Below are 16,974 nucleotides of genomic sequence, written 5' to 3' on the forward strand. Positions count from 1 at the left end.
GCTGCGAACAGTCAGAAGCGAGTTATGACCCTCCTCCTCCCTTCAAGTCCTACCATACAAGCGGGTTTACCCGCGAAGAGGCCAGACCTGCGAAAGAAGCTTAGCGCCCGCGCCGCCGCGACACCCGCGCCTCGATATTCTTGCGGCCGATCAGCAGCGATGGCTTCTCCACCACCGGCTCATCCGCCAGCCACTTGTACATCACCAGGCAGTCCACCAGCCCCAGGCGGGCATGGCGATAGGCCTTGGGCAAGCGGCCAACGGTCTCGAAGCCCAGCTTGTGCCACAGCGCCACCGCCACCTCATTGGCGGCCACCACCGAGTTGAACTGCAGGGCCAGAAAGCCCTCCTGGCGCGCCTGTTTCTGTGAGTGCTCGCACATCAACCGCGCCACGCCCCGGCCGCGTGCCGGCGCACAGACCATGTAGCCGCAATTGCCCACGTGCCCGCCAGGCCCGGCGGCATTGGCCTTGAGGTAATACGAACCCAGCAGCTCGCCGTCTTCCTCGGCCACCAGCGTGCGCATGGGCAGCTCCAGCCACAACTGGCGGGCCTGATCGAAGCTCAGGGCCGGGTCGAATGCGTAGGTTTCGCGGGCCTGGACAACGGCCTGGAAGGTGGGCCAGAAGCGTTCGAAGTCTTCCGGCGTCATGGGGCGGATGTGGATCATGCGGGTTCCTGCAAGGGCTGGGCCGCCCAGTCTGGGTGGCGCGGCGTCGTCGCGCAAGGGCGACGACGCCAATTGCGCTCAACCGTTGGCCTTGCCCACCGCATCCATGGCCCGTGCCGAGTAGACCAGCGCGGCTCCGGCATTCATCGCCACGGCTACGCCAAGAGCTTCGGCGATTTCCTCACGGCTGGCGCCGTGCTTGACGGCTTGCTGCGAGTGCACGGCGATGCAGCCGTCGCAGCGGGTGGTCACGGCCACGGCAAGGGAGATCAGCTCGCGGGTCTTGGCGTCCAGGTGGTTGGTCTTGGCCCCTGCGCCGCTGGCGGTCATGTAGCCGGCAACGGTGTCAGGGGAAAGCTGCTTGAGATCGCCGATGCCGGCCATCAACTGCTTACGGTAGGCGTCCCAGTCCATCATGCTCATCGTCTTCACCTTGGGGAGGTTGCGAGTGGAGCTTTCAGGCTAGTCGAAGAGTGGGAAGTGTGAGACTCGTACTTTGGTTGGTTGCGCGTAGGCCCTTGGGCTGCGCGCTCCCCCACCGATCAGATGTAGATGAACACCAGCACCAACGCCGCGACGAATGCCCATTTCTCGAGGTAATAGCGTGTGCGATTGCGCTTTTTCAGCGCCTTGCCACGTTCGCGGATCTTGTAGATACGGGTGAACAGCCGGTTGATGCCACCAGTCTTGTCGCCGGCATCATTGGGGGCGGCGGCGGCGGCCATGACGTTGCGGCTGAACCAGCGGTTGAACGCGGTTGCCCATCGGTACTTGAGCGGGCGTTCGACGTCACAGAACAGGATGATGCGGTTGTGCTCGGTGGTGTTGGCCGCGTAGTGGATGTAGGTCTCGTCGAAGACCACGCCCTCGCCATCGCGCCATGAATACTTCTCACCGTCCACGTCGATGTAGCAACCGTCGTCGTTCGGCGTGTCCAGGCCCAGGTGGTAGCGGTAGGAGCCGGCATACGGGTCGCGGTGGCGTACCAGCTTGGCACCCGGCGGCAGGGTGGCGAACATGGCGGCCTTGACCGTACCGATGCCTTTGAGCAACTCGGTGGTGCGTGGGCACAGGGTCATCGCCGACGGGTGGCTTTCGCCGTACCACTTCAGGTAGAAGCGCTTCCAGCCGGTCTTGAAGAATGAGTTGAAACCGACATCATCGTAATTGTCGGATTTCTTGATTTCGCCCACATGCAGCAACTGGCGGGCCTCCTCGCGGATCTCCTGCCAGTGGTCCTGCAGCGTCTGCAGTTCGGGGAAGGCCTCCACCGGCAGGTAAGGTTTGGCCGGGTGCCTGGAAAACAGGTACAGGACGCTGTTGACCGGGGCCAGGAAGCTGGAGTGGTCGCCCAGCTGACGTGTCAGCTTGTGGCGAACCCGACCGCGTAGGTGAACATAGGCGATCGAGAGGGCGAAGATGAGTACGAGTGCAATTTTCATGGACGTTTACTTGTCGAAAAATGGCCATGCGCCATGGCATAAGCCCGCCAGCATAAACAATCATGGGGGTAGTTTGTACCTATTGTTACGAAACGACGGGGCGACTTAGGTTCAATGCCCTGCAGCCTTGCGCAAACGTTTCATGTTCAGGAGTTCGTATGAGTCAGGACGTACGCCCCAGCGGTACCCCCTTCAAGCGACTGTTCTTCGCCTTGCCGGTCAGCGATGCCCAGCGCCGCGTCCTGGCCCAGTGGCGACGTGGCTTGAACCTGCGCAACGGTAGGCCAGTGCCGGCTGCCAACTTCCATGTAACACTGCTGTTCCTCGGCGATGTGGACACCGCCCAGGTGCCTGCAATTTGCGCGGCGGTCGACCAGTTGGCGCTACCGGCCACGGTACCTCGGCTGTTACTGGACCGCTTGCAGGTGTGGCAGCGGGCCTGTGCCCTGGTGCTGGAGGCGCAGCAGACGCCACCGGCCCTGTTGCAACTGGTGTACAGCTTGCAGCAGGCGCTGCTGCCGTTGGGGGTGGAAGCGGCCGACCGAGAATATCGCCCGCACCTGACCCTGGCCAGGGATTACCGCGGCCAGCCGCCAGAGGCCAGCAGCGCGCCGGATTTCTACCTCGCCGCCCGCTATTTCACACTGTACGAGTCGCGCAAGGGCGCTTACTGGCCGTTGGCGCAGTGGCCGCTGTCGAGCTGATTCAGGCCGTGACCTCGCAGTCTGCGAACATCCGCTCACCCAGCCTGCGTGCCGTGTGCAGGTGCGGTGCCGGGTCTGCGCCTTCGCTATCGTCAAGCAGGGTGGAACTGAGTACCTCGGCACCGCAGTAGTCGAAAATGCCGTGCTCGATCTGCACGCGCATCGCCTCGCCATAGCCATGCCGTTCGAAGGTGCCGCTATCGGCCCCGGCGACACCGACCAGGTGCACCTTCATGCCGCGCAGCTTCTTGACGGTGATGCCCCCTTCATAGTCGAACGCCCAGCCGTTGCTGAACACCCGCTCGACCCAGCCTTTAAGCAAGGCCGGCAACGACCACCAATAGATGGGGTAGACCAGCACCAGCGCATCGGCGCGTTCGATGCGTGCCTGCTCCCTGAGTACATCCGCCGGCGGGGCTGCCAGCCGACGGTGCACCGCATGGTCGGCCAGGCCGAAGCGTGGGTCGAAACCTTCACTGGCCAGGTCGGCGATTTCGCTGTCGTGGCCGGCATTGGCCAGGCCGCTGGCGATCTGCCGGGCCAGGGCATGGGTGAGGGATTGCGGATCGTGATGACCGACGACGATGAGGGCATGCATGGTGGTTTCTCCAAGACGGGGATGCAGGGTTACCCGGAGCGCTATATACTCAAGGTAAGTTACGTCTAGTAAGTTACTTTTGGTAGGTAATCGATGTCAAGCGATGATCAAGCTCGCTCGCGCAAGCGCCTGAGCCGCGACGAGCGCCGTCGGCAGTTGCTCGATGTGGCCTGGCAGCTGGTGCGGGAGGAAGGCACTGATGCCCTGAGCCTGGGCCGTTTGGCCGAGCAGGCGGGGGTGACCAAGCCGGTGGTCTATGACCATTTCGAGACCCGCACCGGTCTGCTGGTGGCGCTTTACCAGCAATACGATGCACGGCAGTCGCGGATGCTGGAGCAGGCGCTGGCGCGCTGTGACGTCAGCCTGGCCAGCCGCGCCGGGGTGATTGCCGAGGCTTATGTGGACTGTGTGATGAGCCAGGGGCGGGAGATACCCGGGGTGTCGGCGGCATTGGCCGGGTCGCCGGAAATGGAAGCGCTCAAGCGGGCGTATGAGCAGCCGTTTCTGGACAAGTGCCGCGAGGCGCTGGCCGGCTTTTCGCCCAGTGGCAACATTGGGGGGGCTGGCATGCGCCTGTTGGTGGGGGCGGCGGATGCCTTGTCGCAGGCAGCTGCGGCGGGGGAGCTGGAGGTGTGGCAGGCCAAGGCCGAATTGCAGGCAGCAATAGTGGCGATGGTCGAGCGGCAATGAAGCCTTGAGAGTGCCGGGGCTGCTCTGCAGCCCATCGCCGGCAAGCCGGCTCCCACAGGTACAGCGTCAACTCGAAGCCAGCGCAGTCCCTGTGGGAGATGGCCCAGCCCTTTGGGCTGCGCTCCCACAGGGGCCCTGCTAATTCAACGAGTTATGTGCAGTTCTATGAGAGCTGGCTTGCTGGCGATGAGGCCAGGGCAGGCGATTACACCGGCAGGCTCTGATACGGCAACTCATCCGCCGGGCTGCGGCCGAACTGGCGCTTGTACTCGCGGCTGAACTGCGAGGTACTCTGATACCCCACCCGGTGCGCGGCCTGTGCAACCCCCAGGCCTTCACCGATCAGCATCTGCTGCGCCTTCAGCAACCGTAGGCGCTTGAGGTACTGCATCGGTGCCATGTCGGTGCAGCGCTTGAAGTGCTCATGGAAGGTCGAAACGCTCATGTTGGCGCGCGCGGCCAACGCTTCCACGCTCAGCGGCTCGCTGTAGTGCTCGCGCAGGTGGGCAAGGGCGGCGCCGATGCGGGCGAAGTGCCCCTGTTGCTCCACCAATGCCCGCAATACGCCGGCCTGTGGGCCGCGCAAGGCGGTGTACAGCACCTCGCGTATCCGCGCCGGGCCCAGCACCTTGGCGTCCACTGGGTCCTGCAGGCAGCGCAGCAGCCTTTCCACGCATTCGCGCATCGGCGCATCGAGTGCCGCCGAGGTCATCGACTGCGGGGTTTGCGCCTGTACCGCGGTATCCGGCGCCAGGGCCATGCTTTGTACCAGTTCACCCAGCACGCCGCGGTCGATGTCCACCGCCACGCCAAGCAGCGGCTCGTCGGTGGTGGCGAAGGTTTCACACATGAACGGCACCGACAATGCCTGCACCAGGTAATGCCCTGCGCCGTACTCCAGGGTGCGCGGCCCCAGGCGCGCCAGCTTGCTGCCCTGGGCCAGAATCATCAGGCTGGGTTCGTAGATCTGCGGGCTGCTGGCCACATAGTGCTCCCAACTCAGCACCTGCACCTGGGGCAGGTGCGTGGGCACGAAGCCCGGGCGCGTGGCGAGGTTGCGGATCAGTGCACAAAGCAGCGCATTGGCGTCGACGTGGCGGGTCAGTTGCATGATGGACCTGGGCAGAGGATCAGACAGTCTAATCATCGCAGAATGAACGATCAGCGCCAGGCACTGCACGGCATCTTCGGAGAATCAGGCATGGATGCCGGAGAATCAGCTGTGGGCGAGGCGGCGCATGGCGCGCAGAATGCGCAGCCTGAATCGTTTCACTTCATAGCGAGGCCCTGCATGTACACCGCCATCGGTTACGCCGCCCAGACCCCCACCAGCCCCCTGGTCCCCATGACCTTCGAGCGCCGCAGCCCGCGCCCGGACGACGTCGCCATCGAGATCCTGTACTGCGGCGTGTGCCACTCCGATATCCACCAGGCACGCAACGAATGGGGTATTGCCGTGTACCCGTTGATGCCTGGCCACGAGATCATCGGCCGCGTCACCGCAGTGGGCGACAAAGTGACCGCGCACAAGGTCGGCGACCTGGTCGGCGTTGGCTGCATGGTCGACTCGTGCCGCCACTGTGAAGCCTGTGCCAAGGACCTGGAGCAATACTGCCTGGAAGGGCCGACCATGACCTATGCCACCCCGGACCGGGTCGACGGTAGCAACACCATGGGCGGTTACTCCAGCAGTATCGTGGTCAGCGAGCACTTCGTGGTGCGCATTCCGGCCGGCATGGACCTGCCCAGCGCCGCGCCGATCCTCTGCGCCGGCATCACCACCTATTCGCCGCTCAAGCACCACGGTGTCGGCCCCGGTCACAAGGTCGGCATCCTCGGCATGGGCGGTCTGGGCCACATGGGTATCAAGCTGGCCAAGGCCCTGGGCGCCGAAGTGACTCTGTTCACCCGTTCCCCGGCGAAGGCCGAGGAAGCTCGCCGCCAAGGGGCCGACCATGTGATCGTGTCTGCCGATGCCGAGCAGATGCGTGCCGCAGCCGGCCGTTTCGACTTCCTGCTCGACACCATCCCGGTGCAGCACGACCTCAACCCGTACCTGGAAACCTTGAAGTTCGATGGCGTGCACATCCTGGTCGGCCTGATCGAGCCGATCGACCCGGCGGTGCATGCGGCCAATCTGGTGCTCAAGCGCCGGGTGCTGGCGGGGTCGTTGATCGGTGGTATTGCCCAGACCCAGGAAGTGCTGGATTTTTGTGCCGAGCACGCCATTCGTTGTGATATCGAGTTGCTGGATATCCGCAACATCAACCAGGCGTATGAGCGAATGATTGCCGGGGATGTGAAGTACCGGTTCGTGATCGACATGGCCACTTTGCAGGGCTGATTGACTGGTTGCCCGTACTGGCCCTATCGCCGGCAAGCCCGCTCCCACAGGTTCCGTGCTGTACCTGTGGGAGCGGGCGAGCCCGCGAAGAGGCCGGCACAGGCAACAAAGATGCTGGAGCTGTTACCAGGCCAATGCCTTGTCCCAGCCTTTCCAGAACAACCACCGCCGTACCTCGCCATGCGCCCCGGTACCGATCTGCCAGGCCGGTCGCCCGCTGTCCAGGGCAATCACCGAAACAAACCCGGCATGACTCGCCGCCACCAGCGTACGCCCGTCGGCACTGATATCCAGCGCACTGATGGTCGACCCCAGGTAATGCTGCCAATGCTCCACGCCATCTTCGCCAAACGCCCGCAGATAACCATAGGCATCCCCCACGATATACTCACCGTCGCGCGCCACGCCGGCATACACCCGTGCGCCATCCTGCACCAGCGGGGTACGTGGGTCCTGGCTGTAGTAATCGGTATCCAGCCCCGGCAAGTCGGCCACCCTGACCGCCAGCGTGGCACCGCTGTAGAAATGGCAGGCATTGAGTATCAACTGGTCCCCCGCACGGTTGAACAGCGCAAAGTGCGGATATTCGCTCGCCGGGCCGATTGCCGCCACGGGCCTGAGCTGGTCGTCCAGCACCAGGTGACGGCTGCCTTGCTCGCCGACCACGATCAACCGGCCATCCGCCGATACCACACCGTGCTCCATGCTCAGCCCCAGATAGATGTCGTCCGGGTCGGTGCCTTCGTCCAGTTCGTCGAGCACCCGCGCCTGGTGTGGCAGCAGGCGGGTAGCGCCGTGGCGGGTCAGCAGGAAGATACCCCCGGCACTCACCAGCAGTACCCGCTGGCCATCCGGGAAGGGGATCAGCGCGGTCGGAGCGGGCGGCAGGTCGAACGGCTCGAACGGGTAACCTGGCGGCAACCCCTCCAGCCCCGTCGGCCAGGCCAGACGCAGCACTTGCGGGCCGCCCCAGCCATCGGTCACGCGCACGCCCTCGGCATTGGCCAGGGCGAAGTAGCGGCGGGCCGGGCAGCGGCCGAAGTGATCGATGCCGATCACCGGGGTCACCCCGTGGCGGTCGATGCGCACCACCTGGCCTTTGTCATGCGGCATGCCGATGCGTGCCAGCAGGCTGCCGTCGTCCAGCAGCAGGACGTCGCCGATACCTTGGCCGTATTCCTTGATCAGCGGCAGCAATGGGTGGTGGGCGGGTGGCCAGGCTTCGCGGAAAGCCTGGTGCTCGGGGGCTTCGACGTCAGTCCGGTTGGCTGCTTGCAGGGCTTCCAGCCAGGCATCGAGCAAGTGCCCGGTGGCTTGCGGCAGGGGCTCTTCGAGGTCATCCCAGCCTTGCGCGCGGCCCTGCGCGACATAGTCGTTGACAGCCTGGGCATAGGCGGTGACCGCTTGCTGCCACTGCTGCTGGGGGGGCTGCTGGTCCATGAGCGGATCGGGCTCCTTGTTGCTGCTTACGCGTTTCACGCAAAGCACGCATGGTACTCCTTCTACCTGCCTCGCGGTTGTGAGGCCCCGGCTTGACGCGTACCATGCCGGGCATTCCTTCCAATAACAAAGCGTACGTCGACACCCCGGCAAGCAGGTGGCTGGCGTGCGTCCTGTTGCCTTGTCTGCGGAGAACCGGTTTCCATCCATGAACGGACCCACACCCACCAACATGCCACTCACGGCGGGTAGCGGCAGTTGGCTGAGCGTCATCGCCCTGGCCCTGGCGGCCTTCATCTTCAACACCACCGAGTTCGTCCCGGTGGCGCTGCTCAGCGACATTGGCCGTAGCTTCGACATGAGCACCGCGCAGGTCGGCCTGATGCTGACCATCTATGCCTGGGTGGTGGCGCTGGCCTCGCTGCCGATGATGCTGCTGACCCGCAATATCGAGCGGCGGCGCCTGTTGCTGTTCGTGTTCCTGGTGTTCATCGTCAGCCACTTGCTGTCGTGGTTGTCACAGAGCTTTGCCATGTTGCTGGTCAGCCGTATCGGCATTGCCCTGGCACATGCGGTGTTCTGGGCCATCACTGCCTCGTTGGCGGTACGCGTGGCGCCGCCTGGCCAGCAGGCCAAGGCGCTGGGCCTGCTGGCCACCGGCACCACCCTGGCCATGGTCCTGGGCATCCCGCTGGGCCGTGTGGTGGGCGAAGCGCTGGGCTGGCGCATCACCTTCCTGAGCATTGCCGGAGTGGCGCTGGCGACCATGCTGTGCCTGATGAAGTCGCTGCCGCTGCTGCCCAGCCAGAACTCCGGCTCGCTGCGCAGTCTGCCGATCCTGTTCAAGCGCCCGGCGCTGGTCATTACCTATGTGCTGGTAACGTTGGTGATTACCGCGCAGTTCACCGCCTACAGCTACATCGAGCCGTTCGCCCTGCACGTGGCGCAGATCGGCGGAGAGCGCACCACGCTGTTGCTGCTGCTGTTCGGCGGTGCCGGGGTGTTCGGCTCGTTGCTGTTCAGCCGTTACAGCGAGCGCTTTCCGCATCGCTTCCTGGTGGGCTCGACCGGCCTGCTGGCGGGGTGCCTGTTGCTGCTGTTGCCGCTGTCGGGCAACTTCTATGTGTTCGCCGCGTTGAGCATGTTCTGGGGTGTGGCGATCCTCAGTTTCAGCCTGTCGCTGCAGGCCAAGACCCTGAAGCTGGCATCCGATGCCACCGATGTGGCCATGGCGCTGTTCTCGGGCATCTACAACATCGGTATCGGCGGTGGCGCGTTGCTGGGCAGTATTGTCAGCAGCCAGCTGGACCTGGCGGATATCGGCCTGGTGGGCGGCAGCGTGGCGGTGCTCGGGTTGCTGCTGGCTGTTGCCAGCACCCGGCGGTTCCGCGAGGCGCTGGGCGGGGTGCCTGGACATTCCTGAATGATCGTGCCCGCGAAGAGGCCGGTACTGGCGATAGAAGGCTCAAGCCACTACTGCTACTGCCACCTATGTCCGCTGCTCAGTCTGGAACGATTGTGCAGCCGTTGGTCAGCGCCCGGTTACGCAAGGCCTCGAAGCGTTCGCGCAGCCACAGGTGCAGGTGCGCCACCGCGGGCGTGAGTTGCTTGCGATGCGGGCACACCAAGGTGACCGGGGCGGGCTCACCGAGGTATTCGGGCAGGATGATTTCCAGTTCGCCGGCCGCAATGTTGGCGCTTACGTCCAGCCACGACTTGTAGACAATGCCTTCGCCCTGCAAGGCCAGGCGGCGGATCACGTCGGCATCGTCGCTGACCAGCGGCCCGCGTACCTGCACGGTACGGTTGCCCACCCGCCATTTGTCGTAGACCCGGTTGTGCTGCATGTACAGCAGGCAGGTGTGCTGCTGCAGGGCGTCGGGCGTGAGCGGGCGGCCGTGGCGGGCCAGATAGTCGGGCGCGGCGACCAGCACCCGGCGGTTCCAGTTGGCCAGCGGCAGGGCAATGTAGTTGGCGTCCTGATTGAGGCCATAGCGGATCGCTACGTCCACCGGGTCGCGGTTGAGGTCGGCGATCTGGTCGGACAGGAAGAAGCGCAGGTGCAGGGCCGGGTGCTCGTGGCGGAAGGCGCTCAGCCACGGCAGCAGCATGTTGCGGCCCAGGTCGGACGGTGCCGACACCTGCAGGGTGCCGCGCAGCGTGTTGGCGTTGCCATGCAGGTCTTCCCGGCCCTGGCGCAGGCTCTCCAGCACATTCAGGGCGGTCGGCAGGTACAACTCGCCTTCGGCGGTCAGGCGCAGGCTGCGGGTGGTGCGGGCGAACAGGCGCACGTCGAGATCGCGCTCCAGGCGCTTGATCGCGGCGGCCACCTGGCCGGGCAGCAGCTCGGCCTCGTGGGCGGCGGCGGTGAAACTGCCCAGCACGCTACTGCGGACGAACAGTTCGAGGTCGGCAATGCGCAGCATTTTCACTCCGGAGATGAAAGTGTTGCTGAATTATGCCGGTTTTTCTTTTCTGCAGGAAAGATAAGATGCTCGGCAAATCCCCCGTTCATTCCCGGAGTTGTTGCATGGATACCGTCTCGCTGGCCAAACGCCGTTACACCACCAAAGCCTACGATGCCTCGCGCCGTATTCCCCAGGCCACTGTCGATGCCCTGCTCGAGCAACTGCGCCACAGCCCGTCCTCGGTCAACTCGCAGCCGTGGCATTTCATCGTCGCCGACAGTGCCGAAGGCAAGGCCCGCCTGGCCAAGAGCACCGCAGAGCGCTATGCCTACAATTCGCTGAAGATCCTCGATGCCTCGCATGTGATCGTGTTCTGCACCCGTACCGAGATGACCGAAGCGCACCTGAATGCCGTGCTCGACCAGGAAGCTGCCGATGGCCGCTTCCGTGACGAGCAGGCGCGTGCCGGGCAGAACCAGGGCCGCCGGCACTACGTCGACCTGCACCGCTTTGACCAGAAAGACGTGCAGCACTGGATGGAAAAGCAGACCTACCTGGCGTTGGGTACTGCCTTGCTGGGGGCAGCGGCACATGGGCTGGATGCCACGCCGATCGAGGGCTTCGACAGCAAGCTTCTTGATGCCGAACTGGGCCTGCGTGAGCGTGGCTTCACCAGTGTGGTCATTCTCAGCCTCGGCTATCGCAGCGAGACGGACTTCAATGCCGGGCTGAACAAGTCGCGGTTGCCGGCTTCGCAGGTGTTCACCTTCCTGTGAGATTGCGGGGCCGCTTTGCGGCCCCGTCTTCCCGGCAGCTTGCAAAATCCGGCATATACCGCATAATTGTCGGCAAACGCCGGACAGGAGAGAGCCATGCTTGCCGAAGTGCTTCGCGACAACGGTTACCACGAGTACCGGGCGCGTCTGCACGCACTGCTGGAAATCCCCGAACGCGCCAGTGACTTCGAAATCCACACCCGCATCACCCATGGCTTTGCCGCCACCTGGTTGGTGAAACTGACCGAGCTCGGCGTGTTCACCCCCGTGGAGCGTGACCAGATCATTCCCCTGCGCACCCTGAAAACCCGCATCGAACGTGACCAGCCACTGACCGTGGAAGAAAGTGACCGGCTGTTCCGCTCGGCCCATATCACTGCCATGGCCGAAGCCGTGTTCGGCGAAGCGGGCAAGGCCAAGCGCTGGCTGTCCAAGCCCAAGGAGCGCTTCTCGGGGCTGACGCCGATGCAGATGCTCACCACCCAGCAAGGCACCACCCAGGTCGAAGAAATGTTGCTGCAGATCGCCGAGGGTTTTGGCCTGTGATTCTGTGGCGTATCAGCGCCTATGCAGATTTGAGCGGAACGGGCGGCTTGCGTGTCAGCGGCCGCTGGCACCAGGCGGGCCGGCCAGTGGTGTATGCCGCCACCAGTCCGGCCGGGGCGATGCTCGAGGTGCTGGTGCACCTGGAGATCGACCCTGAGGATTTCCCCACCACCATGCGACTGCTTCGTATCGAATTGCCCGACACTGTTTCGCAAGCGCAGTTGCCCGCCTTGCAGCCCGGCTGGTCGACCCAGACCGAACTGACCCGGGGCCTGGGCAACCGCTTTCTGGATGAATGCTCGGCACTGCTGCTGCCGGTGCCGAGCGCGATCATGCCCAGCACCACCAATTACCTGTTCAACCCGCGCCACCCGCAGGCGAACAGCGCCAGGCTCGAGGTCGAGAACTTCACCCCGGACAGCCGGCTGTTCTAGGGCAGGTTTACCATGGCTCGCTCACCAGAGTGCCGCTGATGCCGCTGTCAGCACCCGGCCAAACACTTCGAGCGCCTTGTCCACTTCAGCCACATTGCTGAAACGCCCGATGCTCAGGCGCACGCTGTTGCGTGCCTGGCGTTCATCCAGCCCCAGCGCCAGCAGCACATGCGAGGCTGCATTGCTCGCCGAGTTGCAGGCCGAGGTGGTCGACAACGCCAGCTCGCCGGCCAGCGCCGCACTGTTGAAGCCCTTGCTGTCGATACACAGGTTCAGCGTATGGGGGATGCGCTGGTTGGCGCAGCCGTTGAGGGTGACGCCGGGCAGGGCCAGCAGGCCTTCGCGCAGGCGCCTGGCCAGTTGCTCGAGGCGCAGGTGTTCACTGTCGCCGGGCTGGCCGGCCAGGGCAAAGGCGCTGCCCATGCCGACAATCTGGTGGGTCGCCAGGGTGCCGGAACGCAGGCCCTGCTCATGGCCGCCGCCGTGCATCTGCGCACGCATCAGCGTGCGGGCGCGTGGCCCGACGTAGAGCGCACCGATGCCCTTGGGCCCATACACCTTGTGCGCCGAGAACGACATCAGGTCCACGGTCATCGCGCTCAGGTCGATGGCCAGTTTGCCCACCGCCTGTGCCGCATCCACGTGCAGCAGGGCTCCGTGGGCACGCACCTGTTCGCCAATCGCGACAAAGTCGGTGATCGTACCCAGTTCATTGTTGACTGCCATCAGTGACACCAGGCGGGTGTCTGCGCGTAACGCTGCCTGCACCGCCGCGGGCTGAATCAGGCCGGCGGCATCCGGTGGCAGGCGGGTAACGGCCCAGCCCTGGCGCTCCAGTTCGGCCACCGTGTCGAGCACGGCCTTGTGTTCCAGCTGGCTGGTGATCAGGTGCCCGGGCTGGCCGATACCCTGGGCAATGCCCTTGAGCGCCAGGTTGTTGGACTCGGTCGCCCCCGAGGTCCAGACCAGTGCATCGGCCTGTGCGCCAACGCGTTCGGCCACTTGCTGGCGGGCCTGCTCCACGGCGTGGCGGGCGGCCTGGCCGAAGGCATGGCCACTGGACGCCGGGTTGCCGAAGTTGGCCTGGCTGCCAAGGCAGGCGAGCATGGTTTCGATGACCCGGTCGTCGACCGGAGTGGTGGCAGCGTAATCGAAGTAGAGCGGGGCGCTAGGCATGGGGGCGGGTCCGTGGCTGTCGCCGTGGAATCAGCGATCGTTGGAGTAAGCGTACCCGCTGCTGGCGCGATATTTTTCGCTTCCAGCGCCTATATTCTCACGTTATGTAAGAAATATTTCTCTCTATTAAAGAGTTTGTAGAATATTTTTCTCATGGTTGCGAGAGGCCCAGCAAAGGCCCCCCGGTAGCGTCTTCAGGCCGATTCCAAGGCCTTTTCTTCCTCGGTCACTACGCGCTCGCACAACTCGGTGATCTGCTCACGCATCCAGCGGTTGGCCGGGTCCTGGTCGGTGCTCTCATGCCAGTACAGGTGCGTTTCCAGCGCTGGCACCTCCACCGGCAGTGGCTGGTAACGCAACTGATGGCGGCGGGCGAAGCGCTCGGGGACGGTCATCGCCATGTCGGTCTGTTGTAACACCTGCGAGGCCATCAGGTAATGCTGCGAGCGCAAGGCAACCTTGCGCTGCACGCCCATCTTGCCCAGGGCCAGGTCGACATAGCCCAGGCCGTTGCGGCGGCTGGAGATATGGATGTGGGTCATGCCCAGGTAGTTATCGAGGGTCAGCTTACGGTCGGCCAGCGGGTGGCCCTGGCGCAGGGCACAGACATAGCGGTCTTGCATCAGTTTGACGTGGCGGACCTGCGGGTCGGTGTTCAACGGTGCGTCGATGGCGAAGTCCAGACGGCCGGCGGCGAGCTCCTTGGTGGTCTCGCGACGCTTGCACAGGAAGCTTTCGATCAGTACCGCTGGAGCCAGGCGGCGCAGGCGCTGGAACAGTGGCGGCAGGATCACCGCCTCGGTCAGGTCGGTCATGCTGATGCGGAAGGTCTTGTTGGCCTGTTGCGGGTTGAAGATGCGGCTTTCCTGCACCGACGTACGCAGCAGCGCCAGGGCGTTGCGCACCGGGCCGATGATGTTTTGCGCCATGGGCGTGGGCACCATGCCTTGCGCGGTGCGCACGAACAGCGGGTCGTTGAAGGTTTCGCGCAGCCGCGACAGGGCGTTGGACACCGCCGGCTGGGTGATACCGACAATCTGCCCGGCGCGGGTCAGGTTGGCTTCGGTGTAGATCGCATCGAACACGATGAACAGGTTGAGGTCGACCTTGCTGAGGTTCATGGGCGCCGCTCTTTGTTGGAATTATGGGACGATCATATATCGGTTATGAATGTTTATACACGCGGAAAATAGACTAGGTGGATGGGCCGATGCTGCTCTAGGCTCTGGCCATGTACTTCGAACCGTGAAGGTAGCCCCGATGGATTTCGCCTATTCGCCCAAGGTCCAGGCACTGCGCGAGCGCGTCAGCGCGTTCATGGACGCCCATGTCTACCCCGCCGAGGCGGTGTTCGAGCGCCAGGTCGCCGAGGGCGACCGCTGGCAACCCACCGCGATCATGGAAGAACTCAAGGCCAAGGCCCGCGCCGAAGGGCTGTGGAACCTGTTCCTGCCCGAATCGGAATACGGCGCCGGCCTGAGCAACCTGGAATACGCCCCGCTGGCGGAAATCATGGGGCGCTCGTTGCTTGGGCCGGAGCCGTTCAACTGCTCGGCACCGGACACCGGCAACATGGAAGTACTGGTGCGTTACGGCAGCGCAGCGCAGAAGCGCCAGTGGCTGGAGCCGCTGCTGCGTGGCGAGATCCGTTCGGCGTTCGCCATGACCGAACCGGACGTGGCCTCCTCGGATGCCACCAACATGGCCGCCACTGCTGTGCGTGACGGTGACCAATGGCTGATCAACGGCCGCAAGTGGTGGACCTCCGGCGCCTGCGACCCGCGCTGCAAGGTGATGATCTTCATGGGCCTTTCCGACCCTGAAGGGCCACGCCACCAGCAGCATTCGATGGTGCTGGTGCCCACCGATGCGCCCGGGGTGAAGATTGTCCGTCCGCTGCCGGTATTCGGTTATGACGATGCCCCCCACGGCCACGCCGAGGTGCTTTTCGAGAACGTGCGGGTGCCGTATGAGAACGTGATCCTCGGTGAGGGCCGCGGTTTCGAGATTGCCCAGGGGCGCCTGGGCCCGGGTCGTATCCACCACTGCATGCGTTCGATCGGCATGGCCGAGCGTGCGCTGGAGCTGATGTGCAAGCGCTCGCTGGAGCGTACGGCTTTCGGCCGGCCACTGGCGCGTCTGGGCGGTAACGTCGACAAGATCGCCGACTCGCGCATGGAGATCGACATGGCCCGGCTGCTGACGCTGAAGGCGGCGTACATGATGGACACGGTCGGCAACAAGGTGGCCCGCAGCGAGATCGCGCAGATCAAGGTAGTGGCGCCGAACGTGGCGCTGAAGGTAATCGACCGGGCGATCCAGATTCATGGCGGGGCAGGGGTGAGTGGCGACTTCCCGCTGGCCTACATGTATGCCATGCAGCGCACCCTGCGCCTGGCCGACGGGCCGGATGAAGTGCACCGGGCGGCGATCGGCAAGTATGAGATTGGCAAGTATGTGCCGGCGGAGATGATGCGTAGCGGGCGGTGATTTCACCGGCCTGTTCCGGCCTCTTCGCGGGTAAACCCGCTCCCACAGGTACTGCGCCCCCTCCAAGCCGTGCGCTGTACTTGTGGGAGCGGGTTTACCCGCGAAGAGGCCCTTGAAGGTTCACTGCGTCTTCAGGTCCACCACCAGATTCTCGGCAGCCTTGGTCGCCAGCACACGACCATGTAGGAAAGTTGATTTAAGGGTCTAAGAAAAATCTCTCGATGATCCCTTAAACGAAAGTTCGACTCTTTTGTAGGAAACATCTGAATTTCGACTCAAGCCACTTGAGCCTCCCTTGCTGATGTTAGGTTCTTGACCTCGACCATGCACAGGGAATTTGTATATGCGTGCCAGTCTGGAGGGAAAAGGTCAGGCAGTAGATGGTGACGTCACCACAACGGGGGCTGTCTGTATTGCGACGGACGCCGGCTATCTCGACGAAGGGCGGATGGTGCTCCGCGAAGGCGACCACACCACGCCATGTCCCCTTTGTGGGCAGGTCGGAACGGTCGCTGAAGGGGTGGACCACTTCATTTCCGACGGCCAGCGGGTGGCCATGGACGGCGCACTGGTAGTCTGTGGCTGTCCACCGGGCAGTAATCGGGTGGTCGCACCGTTGGATGAAGCATTTCCGCCCCTGCGTTCCATTGCAGGGCGTGCCAATAGCCACTCTGCCGAGCTATCAGCCGCGGTCTACCCCGAACGTTTCTCCCAACCCGTAGCAGGTGCGTTGCCCGGAACCCTGGAGCCCGGGTTCTACGTAGTGCCCCGGCGCATGTCGTTCGCACAGGTGCTACTGCAATTGGCCGAGCACGATGCGACGTTGCCAATCTCCCGGCTACANATCGGTGACCCTGACAAGGGTGATGCCTGCACCCGCGAGGAAGGCCAGCTGATGGCGGCGGCACAGCACGCACGCCGTGCGCTGGCGGTGCTCGATTTCGCCGAAGCGGACTTCATGATGCAGCACCAGGCCGAAATCGCCGGTTTGCTCAGCAACGCCAGCCAGTCCATGGGCGTGGGCAAGGACATGCTGGAACAAGGTTTGAAACAGGTCGGTAATACGCTGACCAGTATCGAGCAACTGCATCAGCGCGAGTTCATGCGCCATGGCCACTTGAACAGCCCGGGCTTTTTTGCCGAACGGCGACAGCTGCTGCAGCAACTGGATGGTCAGTTGAAAGCGGCGTACCTCAACAAACAGCTTAACCTGGGCAGCTATGAGCGGCTGAAGAAGAGCTTGAACATTTCGACCA

At 63.9% G+C, this 16,974-nt stretch carries 18 protein-coding genes; 9 read left to right on the forward strand and 9 right to left on the reverse strand.

The window, feature by feature from the left end; genetic code table 11:
- Nucleotides 1–100: 100 nt before the first annotated feature.
- From FQ664_RS12065 to lpxO, 3 genes are all read right to left on the reverse strand, one after another.
- A complete protein-coding gene (locus tag FQ664_RS12065) occupies nucleotides 101–670 on the reverse strand; it encodes a GNAT family N-acetyltransferase (RefSeq protein ID WP_144172116.1) in 570 nt (189 codons plus the stop codon).
- A 78-nt stretch (nucleotides 671–748) separates the two neighbouring features.
- The gene (locus FQ664_RS12070) at nucleotides 749–1,093 is read right to left on the reverse strand and encodes a carboxymuconolactone decarboxylase family protein (protein WP_013973174.1); all 345 of its coding nucleotides are present in this window, start codon (nucleotides 1,091–1,093) and stop codon (nucleotides 749–751) included.
- A gap of 119 nt (nucleotides 1,094–1,212) precedes the next feature.
- Nucleotides 1,213–2,112, reverse strand: coding sequence for a lipid A hydroxylase LpxO (lpxO, locus tag FQ664_RS12075; RefSeq protein ID WP_144172117.1), 900 nt, complete (start codon nucleotides 2,110–2,112; stop codon nucleotides 1,213–1,215).
- A 158-nt stretch (nucleotides 2,113–2,270) separates the two neighbouring features.
- Between lpxO and thpR the strand changes: the two genes are divergently transcribed.
- On the forward strand, nucleotides 2,271–2,816 hold the full coding sequence (gene thpR / locus FQ664_RS12080; protein ID WP_144172118.1) for an RNA 2',3'-cyclic phosphodiesterase: 546 nt from the start codon (nucleotides 2,271–2,273) through the stop codon (nucleotides 2,814–2,816).
- Nucleotide 2,817: 1 nt separating this feature from the next.
- On the opposite strand, the gene FQ664_RS12085 is transcribed toward thpR, so the two are convergent.
- Nucleotides 2,818–3,414, reverse strand: a complete 597-nt coding sequence (locus FQ664_RS12085) for an NAD(P)H-dependent oxidoreductase (RefSeq protein ID WP_144172119.1) — start codon at nucleotides 3,412–3,414, stop codon at nucleotides 2,818–2,820.
- Between the two features lie 93 nt (nucleotides 3,415–3,507).
- On the opposite strand from FQ664_RS12085, the gene FQ664_RS12090 reads away from it, so the two are divergent.
- The gene (locus FQ664_RS12090; protein ID WP_144172120.1) at nucleotides 3,508–4,104 is read left to right on the forward strand and encodes a TetR/AcrR family transcriptional regulator; all 597 of its coding nucleotides are present in this window, start codon (nucleotides 3,508–3,510) and stop codon (nucleotides 4,102–4,104) included.
- A gap of 205 nt (nucleotides 4,105–4,309) precedes the next feature.
- On the opposite strand, the gene FQ664_RS12095 is transcribed toward FQ664_RS12090, so the two are convergent.
- Entirely contained in the window at nucleotides 4,310–5,215 is a 906-nt protein-coding gene (locus tag FQ664_RS12095) for an AraC family transcriptional regulator (RefSeq protein WP_144172121.1), read from the reverse strand.
- A gap of 180 nt (nucleotides 5,216–5,395) precedes the next feature.
- Here FQ664_RS12095 and calA point away from each other — a divergent pair, with 180 nt between their 5' ends.
- The gene (calA, locus tag FQ664_RS12100; RefSeq protein WP_144172122.1) at nucleotides 5,396–6,448 is read left to right on the forward strand and encodes a vanillin reductase; all 1,053 of its coding nucleotides are present in this window, start codon (nucleotides 5,396–5,398) and stop codon (nucleotides 6,446–6,448) included.
- 123 nt (nucleotides 6,449–6,571) lie between these two features.
- Here the strand turns inward: calA and FQ664_RS12110 are convergent, their stop codons facing one another.
- Entirely contained in the window at nucleotides 6,572–7,888 is a 1,317-nt protein-coding gene (locus FQ664_RS12110; protein ID WP_144172123.1) for a hypothetical protein, read from the reverse strand.
- A gap of 208 nt (nucleotides 7,889–8,096) precedes the next feature.
- Between FQ664_RS12110 and FQ664_RS12115 the strand changes: the two genes are divergently transcribed.
- Entirely contained in the window at nucleotides 8,097–9,311 is a 1,215-nt protein-coding gene (locus FQ664_RS12115) for a sugar transporter (protein ID WP_144172124.1), read from the forward strand.
- A gap of 79 nt (nucleotides 9,312–9,390) precedes the next feature.
- Here FQ664_RS12115 and FQ664_RS12120 read toward each other — a convergent pair whose 3' ends face one another.
- A complete protein-coding gene (locus FQ664_RS12120; RefSeq protein WP_144172125.1) occupies nucleotides 9,391–10,314 on the reverse strand; it encodes a LysR family transcriptional regulator in 924 nt (307 codons plus the stop codon).
- A gap of 104 nt (nucleotides 10,315–10,418) precedes the next feature.
- Between FQ664_RS12120 and nfsB the strand changes: the two genes are divergently transcribed.
- The 3 genes from nfsB to FQ664_RS12135 all read left to right on the forward strand — a co-directional run bounded on the left by nfsB (nucleotide 10,419) and on the right by FQ664_RS12135 (nucleotide 12,052).
- Entirely contained in the window at nucleotides 10,419–11,072 is a 654-nt protein-coding gene (gene nfsB / locus FQ664_RS12125; protein WP_144172126.1) for an oxygen-insensitive NAD(P)H nitroreductase, read from the forward strand.
- Between the two features lie 96 nt (nucleotides 11,073–11,168).
- Nucleotides 11,169–11,618, forward strand: a complete 450-nt coding sequence (locus tag FQ664_RS12130) for an antitoxin Xre/MbcA/ParS toxin-binding domain-containing protein (protein ID WP_144172127.1) — start codon at nucleotides 11,169–11,171, stop codon at nucleotides 11,616–11,618.
- A complete protein-coding gene (locus tag FQ664_RS12135) occupies nucleotides 11,615–12,052 on the forward strand; it encodes an RES family NAD+ phosphorylase (RefSeq protein ID WP_144172128.1) in 438 nt (145 codons plus the stop codon). The genes FQ664_RS12130 and FQ664_RS12135 overlap by 4 nt, the downstream gene beginning before the upstream one ends.
- Nucleotides 12,053–12,073: 21 nt before the next feature.
- On the opposite strand, the gene FQ664_RS12140 is transcribed toward FQ664_RS12135, so the two are convergent.
- Nucleotides 12,074–13,228, reverse strand: a complete 1,155-nt coding sequence (locus FQ664_RS12140) for a cysteine desulfurase family protein (protein WP_144172129.1) — start codon at nucleotides 13,226–13,228, stop codon at nucleotides 12,074–12,076.
- Between the two features lie 194 nt (nucleotides 13,229–13,422).
- Nucleotides 13,423–14,349 carry a LysR family transcriptional regulator gene (locus FQ664_RS12145; protein WP_144172130.1) on the reverse strand — a complete coding sequence of 309 codons (927 nt, stop codon included), beginning with the start codon at nucleotides 14,347–14,349 and terminating at the stop codon, nucleotides 13,423–13,425.
- A gap of 139 nt (nucleotides 14,350–14,488) precedes the next feature.
- Between FQ664_RS12145 and FQ664_RS12150 the strand changes: the two genes are divergently transcribed.
- Entirely contained in the window at nucleotides 14,489–15,718 is a 1,230-nt protein-coding gene (locus FQ664_RS12150; RefSeq protein WP_144172131.1) for an acyl-CoA dehydrogenase, read from the forward strand.
- Nucleotides 15,719–16,061: 343 nt separating this feature from the next.
- Nucleotides 16,062–16,974: PAAR domain-containing protein (locus FQ664_RS12155; RefSeq protein WP_144172132.1), on the forward strand; the 913-nt coding region annotated here is incomplete at its 3' end.

Origin of the sequence: Pseudomonas persica (assembly GCF_900291015.1) — a bacterium.
In the GTDB taxonomy this organism is placed as follows: domain Bacteria; phylum Pseudomonadota; class Gammaproteobacteria; order Pseudomonadales; family Pseudomonadaceae; genus Aquipseudomonas.